The 18,204-nt window shown below is 68.1% G+C and carries 22 protein-coding genes and 1 other RNA gene; 9 read left to right on the plus strand and 14 right to left on the minus strand.

Going from position 1 to position 18,204, the window contains the following annotated elements; translation table 11 throughout:
• Window positions 1-7: 7 nt before the first annotated feature.
• Complete coding sequence (locus ABE434_RS11475; protein WP_176988295.1) at window positions 8-586, plus strand: LON peptidase substrate-binding domain-containing protein; 579 nt, start codon at window positions 8-10, stop codon at window positions 584-586.
• 51 nt (window positions 587-637) lie between these two features.
• Here ABE434_RS11475 and ABE434_RS11480 read toward each other — a convergent pair whose 3' ends face one another.
• Window positions 638-2,641, minus strand: coding sequence for a bifunctional DedA family/phosphatase PAP2 family protein (locus ABE434_RS11480; protein ID WP_319208464.1), 2,004 nt, complete (start codon window positions 2,639-2,641; stop codon window positions 638-640).
• A gap of 102 nt (window positions 2,642-2,743) precedes the next feature.
• Between ABE434_RS11480 and ABE434_RS11485 the strand changes: the two genes are divergently transcribed.
• Window positions 2,744-3,406 (plus strand): phosphotransferase, encoded by a 663-nt coding sequence (locus ABE434_RS11485; RefSeq protein ID WP_346478924.1) that lies wholly within the window; start codon window positions 2,744-2,746, stop codon window positions 3,404-3,406.
• A 69-nt stretch (window positions 3,407-3,475) separates the two neighbouring features.
• On the opposite strand, the gene ABE434_RS11490 is transcribed toward ABE434_RS11485, so the two are convergent.
• Entirely contained in the window at window positions 3,476-4,147 is a 672-nt protein-coding gene (locus ABE434_RS11490; RefSeq protein ID WP_346478925.1) for a hypothetical protein, read from the minus strand.
• A 116-nt stretch (window positions 4,148-4,263) separates the two neighbouring features.
• Between ABE434_RS11490 and ABE434_RS11495 the strand changes: the two genes are divergently transcribed.
• Both ABE434_RS11495 and ABE434_RS11500 read left to right on the plus strand, forming a co-directional pair.
• Complete coding sequence (locus tag ABE434_RS11495) at window positions 4,264-5,082, plus strand: NAD(P)-dependent oxidoreductase (protein ID WP_346478926.1); 819 nt, start codon at window positions 4,264-4,266, stop codon at window positions 5,080-5,082.
• A gap of 90 nt (window positions 5,083-5,172) precedes the next feature.
• On the plus strand, window positions 5,173-6,138 hold the full coding sequence (locus ABE434_RS11500; RefSeq protein WP_346478927.1) for a YiiG family protein: 966 nt from the start codon (window positions 5,173-5,175) through the stop codon (window positions 6,136-6,138).
• A 42-nt stretch (window positions 6,139-6,180) separates the two neighbouring features.
• Here ABE434_RS11500 and ABE434_RS11505 read toward each other — a convergent pair whose 3' ends face one another.
• The gene (locus ABE434_RS11505) at window positions 6,181-7,053 is read right to left on the minus strand and encodes an ion transporter (RefSeq protein WP_346478928.1); all 873 of its coding nucleotides are present in this window, start codon (window positions 7,051-7,053) and stop codon (window positions 6,181-6,183) included.
• Window positions 7,054-7,118: 65 nt separating this feature from the next.
• On the opposite strand from ABE434_RS11505, the gene ABE434_RS11510 reads away from it, so the two are divergent.
• A complete protein-coding gene (locus tag ABE434_RS11510; protein WP_319208477.1) occupies window positions 7,119-8,348 on the plus strand; it encodes an acetylornithine transaminase in 1,230 nt (409 codons plus the stop codon).
• A gap of 73 nt (window positions 8,349-8,421) precedes the next feature.
• On the opposite strand, the gene ABE434_RS11515 is transcribed toward ABE434_RS11510, so the two are convergent.
• Window positions 8,422-9,033, minus strand: coding sequence for an HAD-IA family hydrolase (locus ABE434_RS11515; protein ID WP_346478929.1), 612 nt, complete (start codon window positions 9,031-9,033; stop codon window positions 8,422-8,424).
• Window positions 9,034-9,147: 114 nt separating this feature from the next.
• On the opposite strand from ABE434_RS11515, the gene azu reads away from it, so the two are divergent.
• Complete coding sequence (azu, locus tag ABE434_RS11520; RefSeq protein WP_179460163.1) at window positions 9,148-9,606, plus strand: azurin; 459 nt, start codon at window positions 9,148-9,150, stop codon at window positions 9,604-9,606.
• Between the two features lie 63 nt (window positions 9,607-9,669).
• Here the strand turns inward: azu and hemL are convergent, their stop codons facing one another.
• Window positions 9,670-10,959, minus strand: a complete 1,290-nt coding sequence (hemL, locus tag ABE434_RS11525) for a glutamate-1-semialdehyde 2,1-aminomutase (RefSeq protein ID WP_346478930.1) — start codon at window positions 10,957-10,959, stop codon at window positions 9,670-9,672.
• A gap of 15 nt (window positions 10,960-10,974) precedes the next feature.
• Window positions 10,975-11,607 (minus strand): thiamine phosphate synthase, encoded by a 633-nt coding sequence (gene thiE, locus ABE434_RS11530; RefSeq protein ID WP_319208488.1) that lies wholly within the window; start codon window positions 11,605-11,607, stop codon window positions 10,975-10,977.
• A 72-nt stretch (window positions 11,608-11,679) separates the two neighbouring features.
• Here thiE and ABE434_RS11535 point away from each other — a divergent pair, with 72 nt between their 5' ends.
• On the plus strand, window positions 11,680-11,871 hold the full coding sequence (locus ABE434_RS11535; RefSeq protein WP_346478931.1) for a rubredoxin: 192 nt from the start codon (window positions 11,680-11,682) through the stop codon (window positions 11,869-11,871).
• A 42-nt stretch (window positions 11,872-11,913) separates the two neighbouring features.
• On the opposite strand, the gene ABE434_RS11540 is transcribed toward ABE434_RS11535, so the two are convergent.
• The 8 genes from ABE434_RS11540 to ABE434_RS11575 form a co-directional block, all read right to left on the minus strand.
• Window positions 11,914-12,759 carry a tetratricopeptide repeat protein gene (locus ABE434_RS11540; RefSeq protein WP_346478932.1) on the minus strand — a complete coding sequence of 282 codons (846 nt, stop codon included), beginning with the start codon at window positions 12,757-12,759 and terminating at the stop codon, window positions 11,914-11,916.
• A gap of 61 nt (window positions 12,760-12,820) precedes the next feature.
• Window positions 12,821-13,273: a DUF192 domain-containing protein gene (locus tag ABE434_RS11545; RefSeq protein ID WP_346478933.1), complete on the minus strand. Its 453-nt coding sequence runs from the start codon at window positions 13,271-13,273 to the stop codon at window positions 12,821-12,823.
• A 46-nt stretch (window positions 13,274-13,319) separates the two neighbouring features.
• Entirely contained in the window at window positions 13,320-13,967 is a 648-nt protein-coding gene (gene rpiA / locus ABE434_RS11550; protein ID WP_346478934.1) for a ribose-5-phosphate isomerase RpiA, read from the minus strand.
• A 27-nt stretch (window positions 13,968-13,994) separates the two neighbouring features.
• The gene (locus ABE434_RS11555) at window positions 13,995-14,471 is read right to left on the minus strand and encodes an EVE domain-containing protein (protein ID WP_346478935.1); all 477 of its coding nucleotides are present in this window, start codon (window positions 14,469-14,471) and stop codon (window positions 13,995-13,997) included.
• Window positions 14,472-14,484: 13 nt separating this feature from the next.
• Window positions 14,485-15,084: a 5-formyltetrahydrofolate cyclo-ligase gene (locus ABE434_RS11560; protein WP_346478936.1), complete on the minus strand. Its 600-nt coding sequence runs from the start codon at window positions 15,082-15,084 to the stop codon at window positions 14,485-14,487.
• 79 nt (window positions 15,085-15,163) lie between these two features.
• Window positions 15,164-15,348, minus strand: a non-coding RNA gene (ssrS, locus tag ABE434_RS11565) — 6S RNA.
• Between the two features lie 130 nt (window positions 15,349-15,478).
• Window positions 15,479-15,778 carry a cell division protein ZapA gene (locus ABE434_RS11570; protein WP_176988315.1) on the minus strand — a complete coding sequence of 100 codons (300 nt, stop codon included), beginning with the start codon at window positions 15,776-15,778 and terminating at the stop codon, window positions 15,479-15,481.
• Window positions 15,775-15,996 carry a TIGR02449 family protein gene (locus tag ABE434_RS11575; protein ID WP_019183857.1) on the minus strand — a complete coding sequence of 74 codons (222 nt, stop codon included), beginning with the start codon at window positions 15,994-15,996 and terminating at the stop codon, window positions 15,775-15,777. The genes ABE434_RS11570 and ABE434_RS11575 overlap by 4 nt, the downstream gene beginning before the upstream one ends.
• 165 nt (window positions 15,997-16,161) lie before the next feature.
• Between ABE434_RS11575 and ABE434_RS11580 the strand changes: the two genes are divergently transcribed.
• Both ABE434_RS11580 and ABE434_RS11585 read left to right on the plus strand, forming a co-directional pair.
• Complete coding sequence (locus ABE434_RS11580; RefSeq protein ID WP_176988316.1) at window positions 16,162-16,710, plus strand: UPF0149 family protein; 549 nt, start codon at window positions 16,162-16,164, stop codon at window positions 16,708-16,710.
• A 7-nt stretch (window positions 16,711-16,717) separates the two neighbouring features.
• Window positions 16,718-18,043 carry an aminopeptidase P N-terminal domain-containing protein gene (locus tag ABE434_RS11585; RefSeq protein WP_346478940.1) on the plus strand — a complete coding sequence of 442 codons (1,326 nt, stop codon included), beginning with the start codon at window positions 16,718-16,720 and terminating at the stop codon, window positions 18,041-18,043.
• Window positions 18,044-18,204 lie beyond the last annotated feature (161 nt).

Raw genomic sequence — 18,204 nt, forward strand, 5'->3', positions numbered from 1 at the left:
GCTGGCCATGACCGAGACCGCTTCGTTGCCCCTGTTCCCGCTGCACACCGTGCTGCTGCCCGGTGCGGCGCTGGGCCTGCGGGTGTTCGAGCGCCGCTATCTGGACATGCTGCGCGAATGCAGCCGGGCGGGCACCGCGTTCGGTGTCTGCCTGATCCTGGACGGCGAGGAGGTCGGTGCGCCGGCCTTGCCCGCCGCCTACGGGGTCGAGGCGCGGATCGAGGATTTCGACGTGGGTGCCGATGGCGTGCTGGTGCTGCGCCTGCGCGGCCAGCGCCGCTTCCATGTCGAACGGACCCGGGTGCGCGACAACGGCCTGATCATCGCCGAGGTGACCTGGTGCGCGCCCGACAGCGACGACGAGCTGCAGCCCGAGCACGCGCTCATGGCGACCGTGCTCGAGCACATCATCGAGCAGGCGGGCGCCGCGTTCGCCCCGGTCAGCCCGGCGCAGATGGAGCAGGCCAGCTGGGTCGGCTGGCGCCTGGCCGAACTGCTGCCGCTCCAGGATGCTCAGCGCCTGCAGTTGCTGCAGCGCGATGATCCGCACCAGCGCCTGCAGGCGCTGCTGGACTGGATGCCGTAACGCGGGGCGTGGCCCCGCTGCACGATCGGCCGGGGATGCCCCGGCGCTGCCTCATTCCGCCGGGGGCATGCGCACGCGCAGTACCGGCATCTCCGTGTCCGGATGGGTATCGACCTGCTGCGGCAGGCCCTCCAGGGCCTGGCGGACCGCATTGAGCGACGGGTCGATGCCACGCATCGGCCGCCACATCCCGATCAGCTTGAAGTGCTGCTGGTAGTGCAGGGTCTGCGCACTGCCCAGCCACAGCGGTTCGTTGTCCGGCGCCGACAGACGTGCGGGTGCCGGCCACAGGCGCAGCGCGAAGATCTCGTTGGGCGCATTGCCCGCGCGCAGCATCAGCAGCGACTCGACCTGGGTGTCCAGGGTGGCCGGCAGGACCGGCACGGTGTCCTTGTCGCCGGACGTGTCGAGCATCAACAGCGCCTGCTCCCAACCGGCCTGCGGCTGCACGCGCCAGCCCTGGCTTTCCAGCCGCCGCTGCAGCGGCGCCAACGGACCGGCCACCTGCACATCCAGCGGCCAGCGCTGATCGTCATCGAACTCATTGCGGCGCGAGGGCAGGTTCTGCCATTCGGTTGTCCACCAGGCCTGCGCATCGAGCGGCGCCGGGGTCGGCTGGGCCGGCTCGAAACGCGCCAGCTTGACCGGGATGTTGCGCGGGGCATACCAGAGCGCGGCGATGGCGAAGGTGCCGTAGAACAGCCATGCCACCGGCTTGACCCAGAACGAGCGGTTGAAGCGGCGACGGTACGCGATGCCCAGCACCAGCAGCCAGAACAGACCAAACAGCATGCCGCCGATCACATCGCTCAGCCAATGCGCGCCGAGGTAGATGCGCGCGAAGCCGATCAGGCTGACGATGATGCCCGAGAGCAGGTAAGGCCAGACGCGCGTGCGGCCCGGCAGCTCGCGCGCGATCAGCACGGCGAAGAAGCCGAACGTGATCGTGGCCATCGTCACCGAGACCGACGGGAAACCGAAGCCGCTGCTTGCATCCGGCGGGCGGACGACGTCCACCGTCGCGCCGAGCAGCTTGCACAGTGCAAGTCCGAAGGCGAGCGCGGCCAGCCAGTGGGCCGCCGCCATCCAGCGCCGGCGCCAGACCAGGTAGCCCATGCCGGCGGCGGTGGCCGGCAGCAGGACCTGCCACGCGCCCAGCGAGGCCAGGGCGGCCATCGGGTAATCGGCCAGCGGATTGCGCAGCGCCAGCATCGCGTGGTGCACGGCCAGATCGACCATCAGCGGTTCGCCGTGGGCGACCACGGCCATCAACAACGCGAACCAGCCCCAACCGAGCAGCAGCAGCATCACCGCCAGCATCGCCAACGGCACCGACTCCCGCCGCTGCGGATCGAACACCGCCACCGAATAGCGGCCCAGGGTCGGGTGCCGCTGCGACCAGGCCAGCAGGCTGGCGAGCCAGCTGTCCATGCGCGAGGCCGACCAGCGGTAGCCATACAGCACGATCGCCCAGACCAGGCCCATGATCACGCCGAGCAGGGCCAGCACCATCACCAGCCGGCCGGCGACCGCAGCCACTGCGTCATACGCCTCGCCGAGCACCCAGCCGGGCGCGAGGAACAGCACCGCCCACGACAGGCTGGCGATGCCGCTGGCCTGGATGTAGCGCGACAGCGGCATCTTCATCATGCCGGCGATGGCGGGCACGAACGGACGGATCGCGCCGACATAGCGCGCCACCAGGATGCTCTTGAACGCATTGCGGCGGAACATCGTTTCGCCACGGTCGAGCAGCTGCGGGTATTTGCTGAAGGGCCAGAACCCCCGCAGGCGATCGCCCCAGCGCCGCCCGATCCAGTAGCTGATGCCATCGCCGGCAAACGCGCCGAGGGCTGCGCAGGCCACCGCATACGGTCCGGAGATCTGGCCCAGGCCGATGAACACACCGACCGCGAACAGCAGCGGCAACGCGGGCACGATCGCGCCCAGCACGATGACCGCATCGCAGAACGCGATGAGGAAAATGACCGCACCGGCAAGCACGGGGTGAGCTGAGATCCACGCAAGCGTGGCATCGATCCATGACGAGTCCATCGGGGGATTATAGAGGGGGCAAAGTGACTGACTGCCGGCCGGCGGCGGGGAAAGTGCGGCATCTGCAGTGAATGAACGCGATCACCCGCCTAGAATGGCGGCATGACACGCCCCGCCGACGCCGCCCCGACCGCCCTCAAAGCCGACAGCTTCGGCCGCATCCTGCTGATGGAGCAGGACGGCCAGCGCTTCGTGCGCCGTGATCTGGAAGCCACCCCGTGGTGGCTGCGGCTGCCGGCATGGTGGCTGGCCCGGCGCGAGGCACGCGCGCTGGCGCATCTGGATGGCATGCCCGACACCCCGCGCCTGCTGGACTGGAACGGGCGCTGGCTGGACCGCAGCTTCATGGCCGGTGATGCCATGTACCAGCGTCCGCCGCAGGGCGACCTGGCGTACTTCCGTGCCGCCCGCCGATTGCTGCAGCAGGTGCATCGCCATGGCATCGCGCACAACGATCTGGCCAAGGAAGCCAACTGGCTGGTACGCGACGACGGTTCGCCGGCGCTGATCGATTTCCAGCTGGCGGTGATCGGCAACCCACGCTCGCGCTGGATGCGCTTGCTGGCCCGCGAAGACCTGCGCCATCTGCTCAAGCACAAGCGCATGTACTGCCGGCAGTACCTGACGCCGGTGGAGAAGCGGCTGCTCAAGCGCACCTCGTGGGTGCGCGATCTGTGGTTCCGCACCGGCAAGCCGGTCTACCGCTTCGTCACCCGCAGGATCCTGCACTGGGAAGACAACGAAGGGCAGGGGCCGAAGCCCTGAGCGCGCGCAGCACGCACGTGCCGCAATGACCGGGCGCGCGCCCGGCTGACCGGGACCAGGCGATGGTGATCAGCGCAGATCGAGGATCTGCTTGCCGGCGAACCGGCGCTGCCCATCGAAATCGTAGGCGACCCGCAGCTTCCCGACATCCGCGCAGGCATGACAGGTACGCATCGGCGTGCTGTAGATCAGGCGCACGCCCCCGTCGGGCCGCGCTTCACTGCCGCTGGCCTCGGCCGGTGCGAAGGGCGTGGCCTCCGGGTGCGCATCCAGGAACGGCTTGACCGTGGCATCGGCGCGCGACATTTCCGGCAGCACGTCCGCATCCACATCCACCGTGTGACCGGCGCTGTCGACCAGCAGCGTGCCTTCATTGGTATTGGCGCGGAACGGGTACTCGATGGTGGCGATGCCCACGCCGTCCTGTTCGCGCCATGCGCTCACATAGCCGGGATTGCCCTGCGCGCCCAGCTGATGGGCGGCGGCGATCGCCTGCGGGCTGGCCTTGGCGGCCTGCATCGCGCGGGCCAGGCAATCATCGGCGACCGGTGCCTGGCCACGGCAGGCATCGACCTCGCCGTCCCAGATCGCGGCTTCGCTGAAGGGGGACGCGCCGCCCGCGGTGCCGGGAACGGTGGCGGCCGCCTGCGCCTCGGCGCTTGTCGGAGCGCCCGCCGGCTCGCAGGCGGCAACGCCGAGCACCAGGGCCAGCGCAGTCAGGGGAAGGCGGATCGCCGTCATGTCGCTCATTCCATTCAGAACGTGAGCGCCCAGTATCGACGTGGCGCATGAATCCGGCGTGTGCGCCGGGGCGGCATAATGCGGGTCCATTGCAATCGCACTGAAGGAACCCGCACATGGCCAGTCTGCAAGGCAAAACCCTGTTCATCACCGGCGGCTCGCGCGGGATCGGCCTGGCCATCGCGCTGCGTGCGGCGCGCGACGGCGCCAACGTCGCGATCGCGGCCAAGTCCTCGGTGCCCAATCCCAAGCTGCCGGGCACCATCCACAGCGCTGCAGAGGCGGTGACCGCCGCGGGCGGGCAGGGGCTGGCGCTGAAGTGCGACATCCGCGAAGAGGACCAGGTGCGCGCGGCGGTGGCCGCCACGGTGGATACGTTTGGCGGCATCGACATCCTGGTCAACAACGCAAGTGCGATCTGGCTGCGCGGCACGCTGGATACGCCGATGAAGCGCTTCGACCTGATGCAGCAGGTCAACGCGCGCGGCAGCTTCCTGTGCGCGCAGGCGTGCCTGCCGCACCTGCTGCAGGCGCCCAACCCGCACATCCTGACCCTCGCGCCGCCGCCGAGCCTGGACCCGAAGTGGTGGGCCCCGCACACCGGCTACACGCTGGCGAAGATGGGCATGAGCTTCGTCACCCTCGGGCTGGCCGCCGAGTTCGGTCCGCAGGGCGTCGCGGTCAATGCGCTGTGGCCGCGCACCATCATCGCTACCGACGCGATCAACATGATTCCCGGCGTCGATCCCGCCGGCTGCCGCACGCCGCAGATCCTGGCCGATGCCGCGCACGCGGTGCTGACCCGGGAGGCCGCCGGTTTCAGTGGCCAGTTCCTGCTCGATGACGAGGTGCTGGCCCAGGCCGGCATCACCGATCTGAGCGGGTATGCCGTCGATCCATCGCAGCCGCTGCTGCCGGATCTGTTCCTGGATTGACGCGCGCCTGGCCCGCGCTGCCCGTGTGATGACAACTGCTGCACACCCCGGACTGGTATGGTGCGTGCCCCTTTTTGTACGGACACTCGCATGTCATTTCGCACACGGACCGCGCCGCTTGCCGCCGCCATCGCCTTGATCAGCCTGCTCGGCGCCTGCAGCAAGGGCCCGGGCAGCGTCGCCGATACCCAGGGCGTGGAAAAGGTGAATGCCTACATCGCCTGCTTCAATGCCGTCGAACAGCCGATCCATGAAGGCTTCCAGCAGTACATCGGCTGGATGCAGGACCCGGAAGCCGGCCCGACCGGCAGCGAGAAGAAGGTGCGTGGGCCGGGTACGGTGCTGTCGCATCGTGTGGAGGCGTGCAACGCCCCGATGGTCGCTGCGCTCGCGATGACACCGGCGGAACCGGCACTGGATCCGGCGGCGCGCACCTACCAGAAGACCTTCGTCGACCTGTATGCGTTGATCGAGCAGGCCGACCGTTACTACAGCCGCGAAGACTACCTGCGCGACGATCATGCCGGGATGCGCAGCCAGCATGCGCCGCTGATGAAAGCCTATATGGCCTTCTTCGACGCAGGCACCGCACTGGATGCCGCGCTGGAAAAGCGCGAAGACGAACGTCGCGCGGAACAGCTCAAGGAGATTGAAGCCTCCGAAGGCCGCTCGCTGGCGTACTACCAGATCAAGATCCTCGGCGATGGCAAGCAGCTGACCCAGCTGCTCAACAGCGAGACCCCGGATCTGGCGGTCGCGCGCACCCAGCTCGCCGCGTTCCAGGCCCTGTTGCAGCAGGCGCAGGATGACAAGGTCGGCAAGGGCGATGCGATGTGGGGGCACGTGGAGCGTGCGGCCGATGCGCTGGCCCGCGATGCCGGTCGCCGCATCGAGCGCGTGGAATCCAGGAAGCCGTACACGCGCAGCGAGCAGATGCTGATGGAGAGCGGTGGGCGGATCAGCAATCCGCAGGGCTCGGCCGAAGCCTTGCTGGCCAGCTACAACGACCTGGTCGACATGAGCAACCGCCTGGCACAGTCCAGCGGCGGACGCTGAGCGGACACGCGGCGGGCTGCCTGGCGGCCCGCCGCGCGCTGATCAGACGTTGAACACCGGGGGCAGTTTGTCGCCGCAATGGCGACAGTGCACGGCATCCGGTTCGTGGCCTTCCAGGCCACAGTGCGGGCAGCCGCGTGCATCCCGCCGCGCGGCATGCTCGGCATCGCGCATGGTGTTGGCCAGTTCGGCGGTGTAGATGCCGGTGGGCACCGCGATGATGCTGTAGCCGATCAGGATCAGCACCGAGGTGACGAAGCGGCCGAGCACGGTCTGCGGCACGATGTCGCCGAAGCCCACCGTGGCCATCGTCACCACCGCCCAGTACATGCTGCTGGGGATGCTGGTGAAGCCGTGGTTGGGGCCTTCGATCACGTACATCATGGTGCCGGCGATGATGGTGATGGTGATCACCGTGAACAGGAACAGCAGCACTTTGCGGCGGCTGCGCCACAGCGACTCCATCAGCACGCCGCTCTCTTCGATGTAGCGGGTCAGCTTGAGGATGCGGAACACCCGCAGGATGCGCAGCGCGCGCACCACCAGCAGGCTCTGCGCGCCGGGGATGAACAGCGACAGGTAGGTCGGCAGGATCGAGGCCACGTCGATGATGCCCCAGATGCTGAATGCGTAGCGCAGCGGGCGCTTGACCACCACCAGCCGCAGCAGGTATTCGGCGGTGAACAGGATCGTGAAGCCCCATTCGAGCACGTACAGCCAGTCGGCATAGGCCGCGTGGAAGCGCTGCACGCTGTCGAACATGACCACCACCACGCTGGCGATGATCGCGTAGACCAGCAGCAGGTCGAAATTGCGCGAGGGTCGGGTGTCGTGGCGGTAGATGATGTCGAACCACTGGCGGCGCCAGCCGGACTCGGTGGCGGGGTTGAGCTGGGGGGCGGTGAACGGTCGCATGGCCCGCATTGTGCCCGACCGGCCCAAAGCGCGAGAATGGGATCTTTCCCGAGCCCCTGACCGCCATGACCGCCGCTGCCACCGATCCGCTGTTGTCCCTGTCGCATTACTACCTGCCGGTCTACAAACCGCGCCAGGTGGTGCTCGAGCGCGGCCAGGGCGCGCGCGTCTGGGACACCCAGGGTCGCGAGTTCATCGACCTGGCCGCCGGCATTGCCGTGTGCGGCCTGGGCCACCACGATCCGGACCTGACCGCGGCACTGATCGAGCAGGCCGGCAAGCTGTGGCACACCAGCAACGTGTTCTACAGCGAGCCGCCGCTGCGCCTGGCCGAAGAGCTGGTCACCGCCTCGCGCTTCGCCGAGCGCGTGTTCCTGTGCAATTCCGGCGCCGAAGCGAACGAAGTGGCGATCAAGCTGGTCCGCAAGTGGGCCTCCTCGCTGGGCCGCCCGGCGCACCAGCGCGTGATCGTGACCTTCCGCGGCAGCTTCCACGGGCGCACCCTGGCCGCGGTCACCGCCACCGCCCAGCCGAAGTACCAGGAGGGCTACGAGCCGCTGCCCGGTGGCTTCCGCTATGTCGATTTCAACGATGAGGTGCAGCTGGAAACCGCGATGGCCGCCGGCGATGTCGCCGCGGTGATGCTCGAGCCGATCCAGGGCGAGGGCGGCGTGATGCCGGCCAAGCCGGGCTTCCTGAAGCGCGTGCGCGAGCTGTGCGACCAGCACAATGCCCTTGTCGTGCTCGATGAGATCCAGGTCGGCATGGGCCGCACCGGCACCCTGTTCGCGCACTGGCAGGACAACATCACCCCCGACATCGTCACCCTGGCCAAGGCGCTGGGCGGCGGCTTCCCGATCGGCGCGATGCTGGCCGGCCCGAAGGTCGCCGAGGTGATGCAGTTCGGCGCGCACGGCACTACCTTCGGCGGCAACCCGCTGGCGGCTGCGGTGGCCCGCGTGGCACTGCGCAAACTGTCCTCGCCCGAGATCGCGCACAACGTCAGCCGCCAGTCGCAGGCGCTGCGCGATGGCCTGGGCAGGATCAACGACGAGTTCAAGGTGTTCAGCCAGGTCCGCGGCCGCGGCCTGATGCTGGGCGCGGTGCTGGACAAGGACTTCGCCGGCCAGGCCGGGCCCATCCTCGACCACGCCGCCGACCACGGCCTGCTGACCCTGCAGGCCGGCCCGGACGTGCTGCGCTTCGTGCCGTCGCTGAACATCACCGATGAAGAAATCGCCGAAGGCCTGAAGCGGCTTCGCGCAGCGGTCGCCTCGTTCATCGCGTCGCGCTAGCCAATGGCGGTAGAGCCGACCGTTGGTCGGCTGCTGTCGTTCTGGGGCGAACGCAGCCGACCAACGGTCGGCTCTACGGCAGGGTGTACCGTTTCATGACCTTGCCGAACGCGCGGCTGTCGGTCGCGGTCTCGGCCTGCAGGCCTGCCTGCCGCGCACCGCGCACGTTGACGAACAGGTCATCGACGAACAGCGTGCGCTCGGCGCGCGCGCCCAGCCGTTCCACTGCGCGGGTGAATATCGCCGGGTCCGGCTTGCGCCCGCCCAGTGCACCGCTGCACAGGATGCGGCCCTGCAGGGCATCGGCCAGGGTCGGCAGCAGCAGCGGAATCGTCCGTGCCATCAATTCGCCGTTGTTGGTCAGGATCGCGATCGGCAACGTCCGGGCGATCCGTGCCACGCGTTCGATGACCCCTGCTTCCGGTGCGCACCCCGCGATGCGCGCCGCCTGCCACTGCGCGATGCTGATCGTGGTCCGCAGCGCTTCACCCAGTTGCTCAAGGTACGCGTCCGTCGCCATGCCGCTGTCGTAGGCGCGCTCCAGTCCACTGTCGAACAGCGCCGCCTGCACCTGCGCCGCACTGCAGCCGATGCCCGCGGCGAGATGGCGCACGCGCAGATGCCGGGCATAGCGCACCAGCACGCCATCGAAATCCAGCAGCAGGCACTCGATCGCAGGGGGCATCGGAGAAGTCTCGTCCAGGTCCAAGGCTGACCGTAACCCAGCCGGGGGCTGCGCTGCGACATCGCGTCGCACGTCGCCTGCACGGGCGGTCACTAGAATCGCGGGGACTGTTCGATGGAGATCGCCTTGAAACTGCTTGCCCCCGTGTTGCTCGCCGGCCTGATGCTGGCCCCGGCCGCCCATGCGCGTGTCTGCGCGATCGCCCTCGACAGCACCGACCAGATGAGCTTCAGCCAGAAGGAACTCAAGGTTGCGGCGGACTGCACCCAGGTGAAGCTGACGCTGCGCCACACCGGCAAGCTCGCCGCGACCGCGATGGGCCACAACTGGGTGCTGACCCGCACGGCCGATTACCAGCCGGTGGCGATGGCCGGCATGCGCGCTACGTTGGCCGACAGCTACCTGCCCAAGGGCGATGCACGCGTGCTGGCGCATACGCCGGTGATCGGCGGTGGGCAGACCACCAGCGTCACCTTCTCCACCGCCAAGCTGACCAAGGGCGGCGACTACACGTTCTTCTGCTCGTTCCCGGGCCACTTCGCGATGATGAAGGGCCGTTTCGTGTTCGGTTGAATAACAGGGACGGTGAATAACAGGGACGGAGGTGGTTATTAATTACCTCCGTCCCCGTTTTTGTCAGCCTTTCACGACCTTGAAGGCTTCGCGCGCTGCTTCCAGCGTCGCATCGATGATGGCGTCGTCGTGGGCGCTGGACAGGAACCCGGCCTCATAGGCCGATGGCGCCAGGAACACGCCGCGCTCCAGCATCGCGTGGAAGAAGGTGTTGAACGCGGCGATGTCGCAGGCGGTCGCCTGGGCGTAGGTCTCCACCTTCTGATCGGTGAAGAACAGGCCGAACATCGCGCCGACCTGGGTCGTGGTCACCGCAACCCCGGCCTCGGCGGCGGCGGCTTCCAGCCCGGTGCACAGGCGTGCCGCCGCGGCGCCCAGGCGATCATGGAAGCCCGGTTCCTGCACAAGCTCCAGCATCGCCAGGCCGGCGGCCATCGCCACCGGATTGCCACTCAGGGTGCCGGCCTGATAGATCGGGCCCGCCGGGGAAATCTGCGACATCAGCTCGCGGCGACCGCCGTAAGCGCCCACCGGCATGCCGCCGCCGATGATCTTGCCGAAGGTGGTCAGGTCCGGGGTCACGCCGTAATGCGCCTGCGCGCCACCGAGGGCCACGCGGAAGCCGGTCATCACTTCATCGAAGATCAGCACCGTGCCGTACTGCGTGCACAGCGCGCGCAGGTGCTGCAGGTAGCCCTCGCGCGGCGGAATGCAGTTGGCGTTGCCGACCACCGGTTCGATGATCAGGCCGGCGATGTGCTCGCCCTGTTCGGCGAACAGCGCCGTGGCTGCATCGAAATCGTTGTACGGCAGGGTCAGGGTGAGTTCGCTCAGGCCCGCGGGAACGCCCGGCGAGGTCGGTACGCCCAGGGTCAGCATGCCGCTGCCGGCCTTGACCAGGAACGAATCGCCATGGCCGTGGTAGCAGCCTTCGAACTTGACGATGCGGCTGCGGCCGGTGGCACCGCGTGCCAGCCGGATCGCAGATAGGGTGGCCTCGGTGCCCGAGTTGACCATGCGCACCATCTCGCAGGACGGCACCAGCCGGGTCAGCGTTTCGGCCATGGTCACTTCGGCTTCGCACGGCGCGCCGAAGGACAGGCCGTTGCCGATCGCCTGCTTGACCGCCTGGCGCACGGCGGTGTGGTTGTGGCCGACGATCATCGGGCCCCAGGAGCCGACGTAATCGATGTAGCGGTTGTCGTCCACGTCATACAGATAGGGGCCATCGGCGCGCTTGACGAAGAACGGCTCGCCGCCGACCGACTTGAACGCGCGCACCGGCGAGTTGACGCCACCCGGCAGCAGCTTCTGGGCGCGGGTGAACAGGGCGTGGGACTGGTCGTGGTTCATGGAGTGTCCTGGGTCTTACGGAAACTGGGCGAGGAAGGCGCGCTGGGCGGCAACCGGGTCGGGGGCGGCGAAAATGCCGCTGACCACGGCCACCAGGTCGGCACCGGCCGCGATGATGGGACCCACATTGTCCGGGCTGAGCCCGCCGATCGCCACCCGCGGCACGCCCAGTGCGGCGCTTTGCCGCAGCAGGTCCGGCGTGGCACGGCTGGCGGTGACCTTGGTGGTGGTGGGGAAGAACGCGCCGAAGGCCACATAACTGGCGCCTTCGGCCACGGCACGCGCGGCATTGGCCAGCTGGTCGTAGCAGGACGCGCCGATGATGGCGTCGGACCCCAGCAGGGCACGCGCCGCGCCGATGTCGCCGTCGGTGCCGCCCAGGTGCACGCCAGCGGCGCCCACGGCATGGGCCAGCGCCGGGTCGTCATTGATGATCAATGGCACGCCGTGCTGCCCGCACAGCGCCTGCAGCGCGGTCGCCTGCTGCAGGCGCAGGGCGGCATCGGCGGTCTTGTTGCGGTACTGCAGCCAGGTCGCGCCGGCCGCCAGCAGCGGCGCGGTGCGCGCCAGCAGCCGCGCGGTATCGGGCTCGTCGGGGGTGATGAGGTAGACGCCGCGGGGCGGCGTGGGGGCTGAAGCGTGATTCATCAATGGCTACCGGTAGCGCAACGGGAGTGGGACAATGACCACTGTCACCTCCTGTCCCGCCGTGATTATCCGATGACCGACGCTACCGCCACCACCTTCCGCACCTGGATGTGCGTTGTCTGCGGCTTCCTGTACCGGGAAGAAGACGGGCTGCCGGAAGAGGGCATCGCCCCCGGCACGCGCTGGGAGGACATTCCCGATACCTGGACCTGCCCGGACTGCGGCGTGACCAAGGATGATTTCGAGATGGTCGAAGTCGAGTGAGGCACGACCGGGCGTCAGCGCCTGGCGAGCATCACGGCGCCCTCAGTGCAGGCGCGGCACCGCGCCACCGAGCCCGACCAGCTTCTCGCGCACGAACTGGGCGTCGCTGGCCTTGGCATTGCGCTTGAGGTACAGCCCCAGGTCGCTGCGCGCGCCGGCCTCGTAGTCCAGCTGCAGGTAGGCCATGCCGCGATCGCGCAGGGCGTCGTCCTGCTCGGGCGCCAGCTTCAGCAGGCGGTCGGCACTGCGCGCGGCGCGGTCCCATTCCCCCCGTTCGACGTACACGCCATGCAGGTTGCGCAGCATCCGCATCAGGATCGCGCGCGCCGGGGCCGGGTCGAGGATCTGCGCCAGCACGTCGTCGTCGGGCACTTCACCGCCCAGGTGCGAGCGCGCGCGTTCGCGCAGTTCCTCCACCCCCAGCGGGCGGCCCCCGTTGAACGGGTCCATCACCAGCACGCCGTCGTTGAGCGGCAGGCGCACCAGGAAGTGGCCGGGGAAGGACACCCCGTCCAGCGGGATGCCGAGCCGGCGCGAGACTTCCATCTGTACCAGTGCCAGCGAGATCGGGTTGCCCAGGCGGCGTTCGAAGACCTGGTTCAGATAGCTGTTGCGCGGATCGTAGTACTCGCCGTGGTCGCCGCTGTAGCCCAGCTCGTCGAACAGGTGGCGATTGACCGCGGCGATTTTCAGCGGCCACATGTCGATCGTGGCGATCTCGGTGCGCAGGTGGTCGGCGTGGCTCTGCAGGACCGCGTCGTAGACGGCAGGGTCCAGGTCCGGGTATTCGTCCCGGGCGATCAGCAGGGCGGTCGGCAACAGAGGCAGCGCCTCGTCGTCCAGGTCGGCCAGTGATTCCCACGTCGGCAATGTGATCTGCCCCTGCATGGGACAAGACTGGCGACAAACGCGCCGCGATTCAAGGGCGCGGCGCGTTTATCGGGCCGTTTTACTTGTCGTCGGCGATGCCGGGGCCGAACTTCAGTTCGGTGCCGTCTTTCAGCGCCATCTTCTCGGCCTGCCCGGCGTTGAGTTCCAGCACGTAACGGGCCGGCTCGCTGCTGGGGTAGGGCGGGCAACGATCGCCGGCCGAGCACGGCGGCACGTCGCGCTGCTGGCTGACCAGGCGGCGCTGCGCGTCGAAGTACAGGATGTCCAGGGCGATCTTGGTGTTCTTCATCCAGTACGCCTGCAGCTCTTCGCGTTCGTGGATGAACAGCATGCCGTGGTCGTCCGGCATCTGGTCGCGGAACATCAGGCCGCGGGCGCGGGTGTCATCGTTGGTGGCCAGTTCAACGTGGTAACGGTTGCCGTCCAGTTCCACCCAGTGACGGGCGTTGGTGCTGGCGCAGCCGGCGAGGGTCATCAGCAGGAGCAGGGGCAGCAGGCGCAGCAGGGACATGGGAGTGCCTCGTTGGGGCGGCCGTCGCGGGGCGACGGCCACGGAATCAGATCACGATCGGCGGCTCGCCGCCCACGATCACCACATCGGCCGGACGGCGTGCGAACAGGCCCACGCTGACCACGCCCGGCAGCTGGTTGAGCTCGCGCTCCAGCTTCACCGGATCGGTGATCTCGAGATGGTGGATGTCCAGGATCACGTTGCCATTGTCGGTGACCACGCCCTCACGCCACGCCGGCTGGCCGCCGGTCATGTCCATGATGCGGCGGGCGACCAGGCTGCGCGCCATCGGGATCACTTCCACCGGCAGCGGGAATCTGCCCAGCACCTTCACCTGCTTGCTCGGGTCGATGATGCACACGAAGCGCTCGCTGGCCTCGGCGATGATCTTCTCGCGGGTCAGCGCGGCGCCGCCGCCCTTGATCAGGTTCTTGTTGCCGTCACACTCGTCGGCGCCATCCACGTACAGCGACAGGGTGCCGGTGTGGTTGAGCTCGAACACCTCGATGCCGTGCTGCTTCAGGCGTGCGGTGCTCTGGTCCGAGCTGGACACGGCGCCCTTGATGCGGTGCTGGATCCTGGCCAGGGCGTCGATGAAGTAGGCGACGGTGGAGCCGGTACCGACCCCGACGATCATGCCGTCTTCGACGTATTCAATGGCTTTTTCAGCGGCCAGGCGCTTGGCTTCGGACATGGCGGGCAACTCTTGGAGGAAAGGAGGTCAGTGCTTTTCCAGCGACAGCAGCAGTTTCCACTGCGCGGCGGTCACCGGGAGGATGGAGAGGCGGTTGCCGCGCGCGGTCAACGGGAACCCTTCGCCCAGCGCATCGGCGTGCAGCTTGATCTCGTCCAGCGAAATGGTGTCGCGCAGTTTGCGCTCGAAGGCGACGTCCACCAGCATCCAGCGCGGTTCTTCGCGGGTCGCCTTGGGATCGTAGTAATCGGATTTGGGATCGAACTGGGTGTCGTCCGGGTAGGCCTCGCTGGCCACCGTGGCCAGCCCGACGATGCCCGGCACCTTGGTGTTGGAGTGGTAGAACATCACCCCGTCGCCGACCTTCATGCCGTCGCGCATGAAGTTGCGCGCCTGGTAGTTGCGCACGCCGTTCCAGGGCTCGCGGCCTACGCGCTGCAGATCATCGATGGAAAAGGCGTCCGGTTCGGACTTCATCAGCCAGTAGCGCTTGCGTGCGGTCATGCGGAGTCTTTGATTACTGTAGGTGCCGACCATTGGTCGGTACGCAGACAAGGGTGGAGACGTCGGTGCAGATCGCATCCACCGCGACGTCCCACGGTTGCACCGGCAGGTCATCGACCTGCTGGACCGAGAAGCCGACCCCGACCAGCCACGGCGGCGCCGGGCGCTGGTGGCGGAATGCGAAGCTGCGATCATACCAGCCGCCTCCCATGCCGAGCCGGCGGCCCTGTGCATCGAAACCGACCAGCGGCGCCACGACCAGGGCCATCTGTTCCGGCGCGAGCGTGTCCTCCAGCGCAACCTCGGGTTCGGGGATGCCGAAGCGGTTGGCGGTCAGCGCCTGCCCCGGGCGCCACGGCGCGAAGCGCAGCGTTTTCTCATGCAGCACCGGCAGGCAGTAGGTGAGCCCGGCGGGCAACTGCATCTGCCAACGGTGCAGCGCGATCTCGCCATCCATCGCCCAGTAGCCGGCGACGTGGCCCTGCGTGGGCGCGAAAGGAAGGGAGAGCAGGCCATCAGCCAAGTGTTCGGCGGCGGCCAGGCGCACGGCGGCGGGGAGATCACGGCGGCGTTGGCGCAGCTGCTGGCGCAGTGCGGAGCGCGGGTCGGTCATGCCTGGGTCCGGAGCGTGCGGGGGAAGCGGATAAAACAAGAGCGACGTCCCAAGGGAACGCCGCTCTTGCTGGAATATTGCATTCTCCGCCGTGACGATGCATGCGAAACGACCTTGAACCCGGGGTTCAAGTGGGTACGCTGGGGTTCCATCGGGCTTCCCGCTACAAGGCGGACTTGCACTCCCGGCGCCGTCGCGCACCCGTGGTCGTAATTAAGGGACAAGGCGAATGTTTGCACACGCCGTCGTTCACAGCAGAGAACGCGACGAGGATTATAGCCCTCTTGTGCGATTCGACCAGTCCGTTCGTCGGTCGGATTGCACGTCAATTCAGATCGATGAAGGCCATGCGATGTACTTGTGCAATCGGCCATCGCGTGGAACCCGTCGTGGATCACCCTGCGCCGTCGAAGGCGCGATCCAGGCGGCGGTTCAGATCGCCCAGGGTCTGCTGCAGCGCGATCGCCTGGCGGGCGTGCTCATCGCGCAGCTGCTGAAGTTCGTGGGCCAGGTTCAGCGCGGCCAGCACCGCGACCCGGTCGACCGCGGCCATCCGGTTGCTGCCGCGGATCTCGCGCATCTTGGCGTCCAGCAGCCGGGCGGCGGCGGTCAGGCTCTCGCGTTCCTCCGCGCCCACGCCCACCGTGTATTCACGATCCAGGATGCGGACACTGACCGGTTCGGTCTGGCTCATGTGTGCTGCTCCAGGGATTTGAGGCGGGTGATCATCGCTTCGACCCGGGAGCGGGCCTGCTCGTTCTTGGCCAGCAGCTGGGAGCGTTCGGCGACCAGCTGTTCCTGCTGGTGGCGCAGGCTGCGGTTCTCGTCGGCCAGGCGCTGGTTGCGCTCCAGCAACGCCTCCACCCGGGCGGCGAAGGCCTGCAATTGGGCGATGGCATCGGCGGGTTCCATGTCCGGCACGATAGGCAAGGGCAGATGGGGCGGTCAAGCGAATATTGACGGGGCCTGCGGGCGGTCGACCCCGGGGCACCGGGGCGGGGCCCGGTGCCAGCCATCGCAACCCGGTCGACACGGGTGGATTGCTACACTGTGGCGCTCACAAACCGTAGCCCCAAGATGACCGAACTCCCGAGTGTCGACGACGTAAACCAGGCCAGCCAGGCCCTGGGCCTGGGCGCCAGCGCCGCTGAACTGCACGGCGGCCTGTGCGGCTGGCTGTCCGCCGGCGGTGCGCCGGTGCGTGAATGGCCGGCCCGCGTGCTGGCCGATGACAACCTGCCGACCCCGGCCGAAGGCGACGCGCTGTCGCGGCTGCTCGATGCCAGCGTGGCGCAGCTGGAAGACCGTGACTTCGCGTTCGAGCTGCTGCTGAGCGATGCCAGCGACACCGCTCAGCAGGCCGATGCGCTGTTCACCTGGGCGCGCGCGTTCCTCGGGGGCTTCGGGCTCGGCTCGGGCCAGAACCGCCCGGCGCTGTCCGAAGAGGGCGACGAGGCCCTGACCGATCTGGCCAAGCTGGCCCAGGCCTCCAGCGAAGACTTCGAAAGCGGCAACGACGATGACGAAGACGCACTGGCCGAGATCGAGGAGTTCATCCGCGTGGCGGTGCTGCTGCTGCACGGTGACTGCGTCATGGCCGCGCGCCATCGGCAGCGTCTGAACTGAGATGGATATCCGGCAGCTGACCGGCATCTCCGCCGCCGAATACACGCGTCGTCGCCAGCAGTTGATGGAAATGGCCGGCGATGACGCGATCCTGGTGCTGCCGGCCGCGTCCGAGCGGGTGCGCAGCTTGGATACGCATTATCCGTTCCGCCAGGACTCGGACTTCTGGTACCTGAGCGGCTTTCCGGAACCGGAGGCCGTGCTGGTCCTGATTCCGGGCCGCCGCCATGGCGAGGTGATCCTGTTCTGCCGCGAGCGCGACGCCGACCGCGAAGCCTGGGATGGCGCGCGCGCCGGCCAGGAAGGTGCGGTGTCGCAGTACGGCATGGACGACGCCTACCCGATCGACGACCTGGACGACATCCTGCCCGGCCTGCTGGAAGGGCGCTCGCGGGTGTACTACCACTTCGGTCGCGATGCCGAGTTCGATCTCAAGCTGATCGGCTGGGTCAACCGGGTGCGCTCGCAGGTGCGCCATGGTGCGCAGCCGCCGCATGAATTCCTGGAGCTGGGCCACCTGCTGCACGAGCAGCGGCTGTTCAAATCGACCGCGGAAATCGCGGTGATGCAGCGCGCCGCCGACATCAGCGTGCAGGCCCACCGTGCCGCGATGCACGTGGCGCGGCCGGGCATCCACGAGTACGAACTGCAGGCCGATCTGGAGCGTGTGTTCCGTGCCAATGATGCGTGCGCGGCCTACAGCAGCATCGTCGGTGCCGGTGCCAACGGCTGCATCCTGCATTACCGCGACAACAATGCGCGCTCGCACGATGGCGATCTGGTCCTGATCGATGCCGGTGCCGAGTACCGCGGCTACGCCAGTGACATTACCCGTACCTTCCCGGTCAACGGCCGCTTCACCGCCGAGCAACGCGCGCTGCATGACCTGGTCGGTGCGGCGCAGGCGGCGGCGCTGGCCCAGGCCCGCCCGGGCAACGCCTATGAAGCCGGCCACCTGGCCGCGGTGGAGACCCTGACCGAAGGCCTGCTGCGGCTGGGCCTGCTCAAGGGCACGCTGGAAGAGAACATCAGCGAAGCGCATTACCAGCGGTTCTACCGGCACAAGACCGGGCACTGGCTGGGCCTGGACGTGCACGACGTCGGCGATTACCGGCTGGCCGGGGATTCGCGGATGCTGGAGCCCGGCATGGTGTTCACCATCGAGCCGGGCCTCTATGTCTCACCGGACGACCGCAGCGTGGAAGCGCGCTGGCGTGGCATCGGCATCCGCACCGAAGACGACGTGCTGATCACCGAGGACGGCCATCAGGTGCTGACCGCTGCGTTGGCACGCAGTGCCGATGAGATCGAAGAAGACATGGCGAAGCGCTGATCCGCTTCACGGTAGAGCCACCCCATGGGTGGCTGCGCGGTGCGTGACGAAGGCACCGGTGGCCGTGCGGCGCATCACACCGGTAGTGGGGGGGGGGGGGGGGGGGGGGGCGCGCCGAAACCCGGCGCCATGGGGCGGGAGAAGGCCGCAGCCCCCCCCAG

It is taken from the genome of Stenotrophomonas sp. TWI1183, assembly GCF_039673115.1.
GTDB classification, from domain to species: domain Bacteria; phylum Pseudomonadota; class Gammaproteobacteria; order Xanthomonadales; family Xanthomonadaceae; genus Stenotrophomonas; species Stenotrophomonas maltophilia_AA.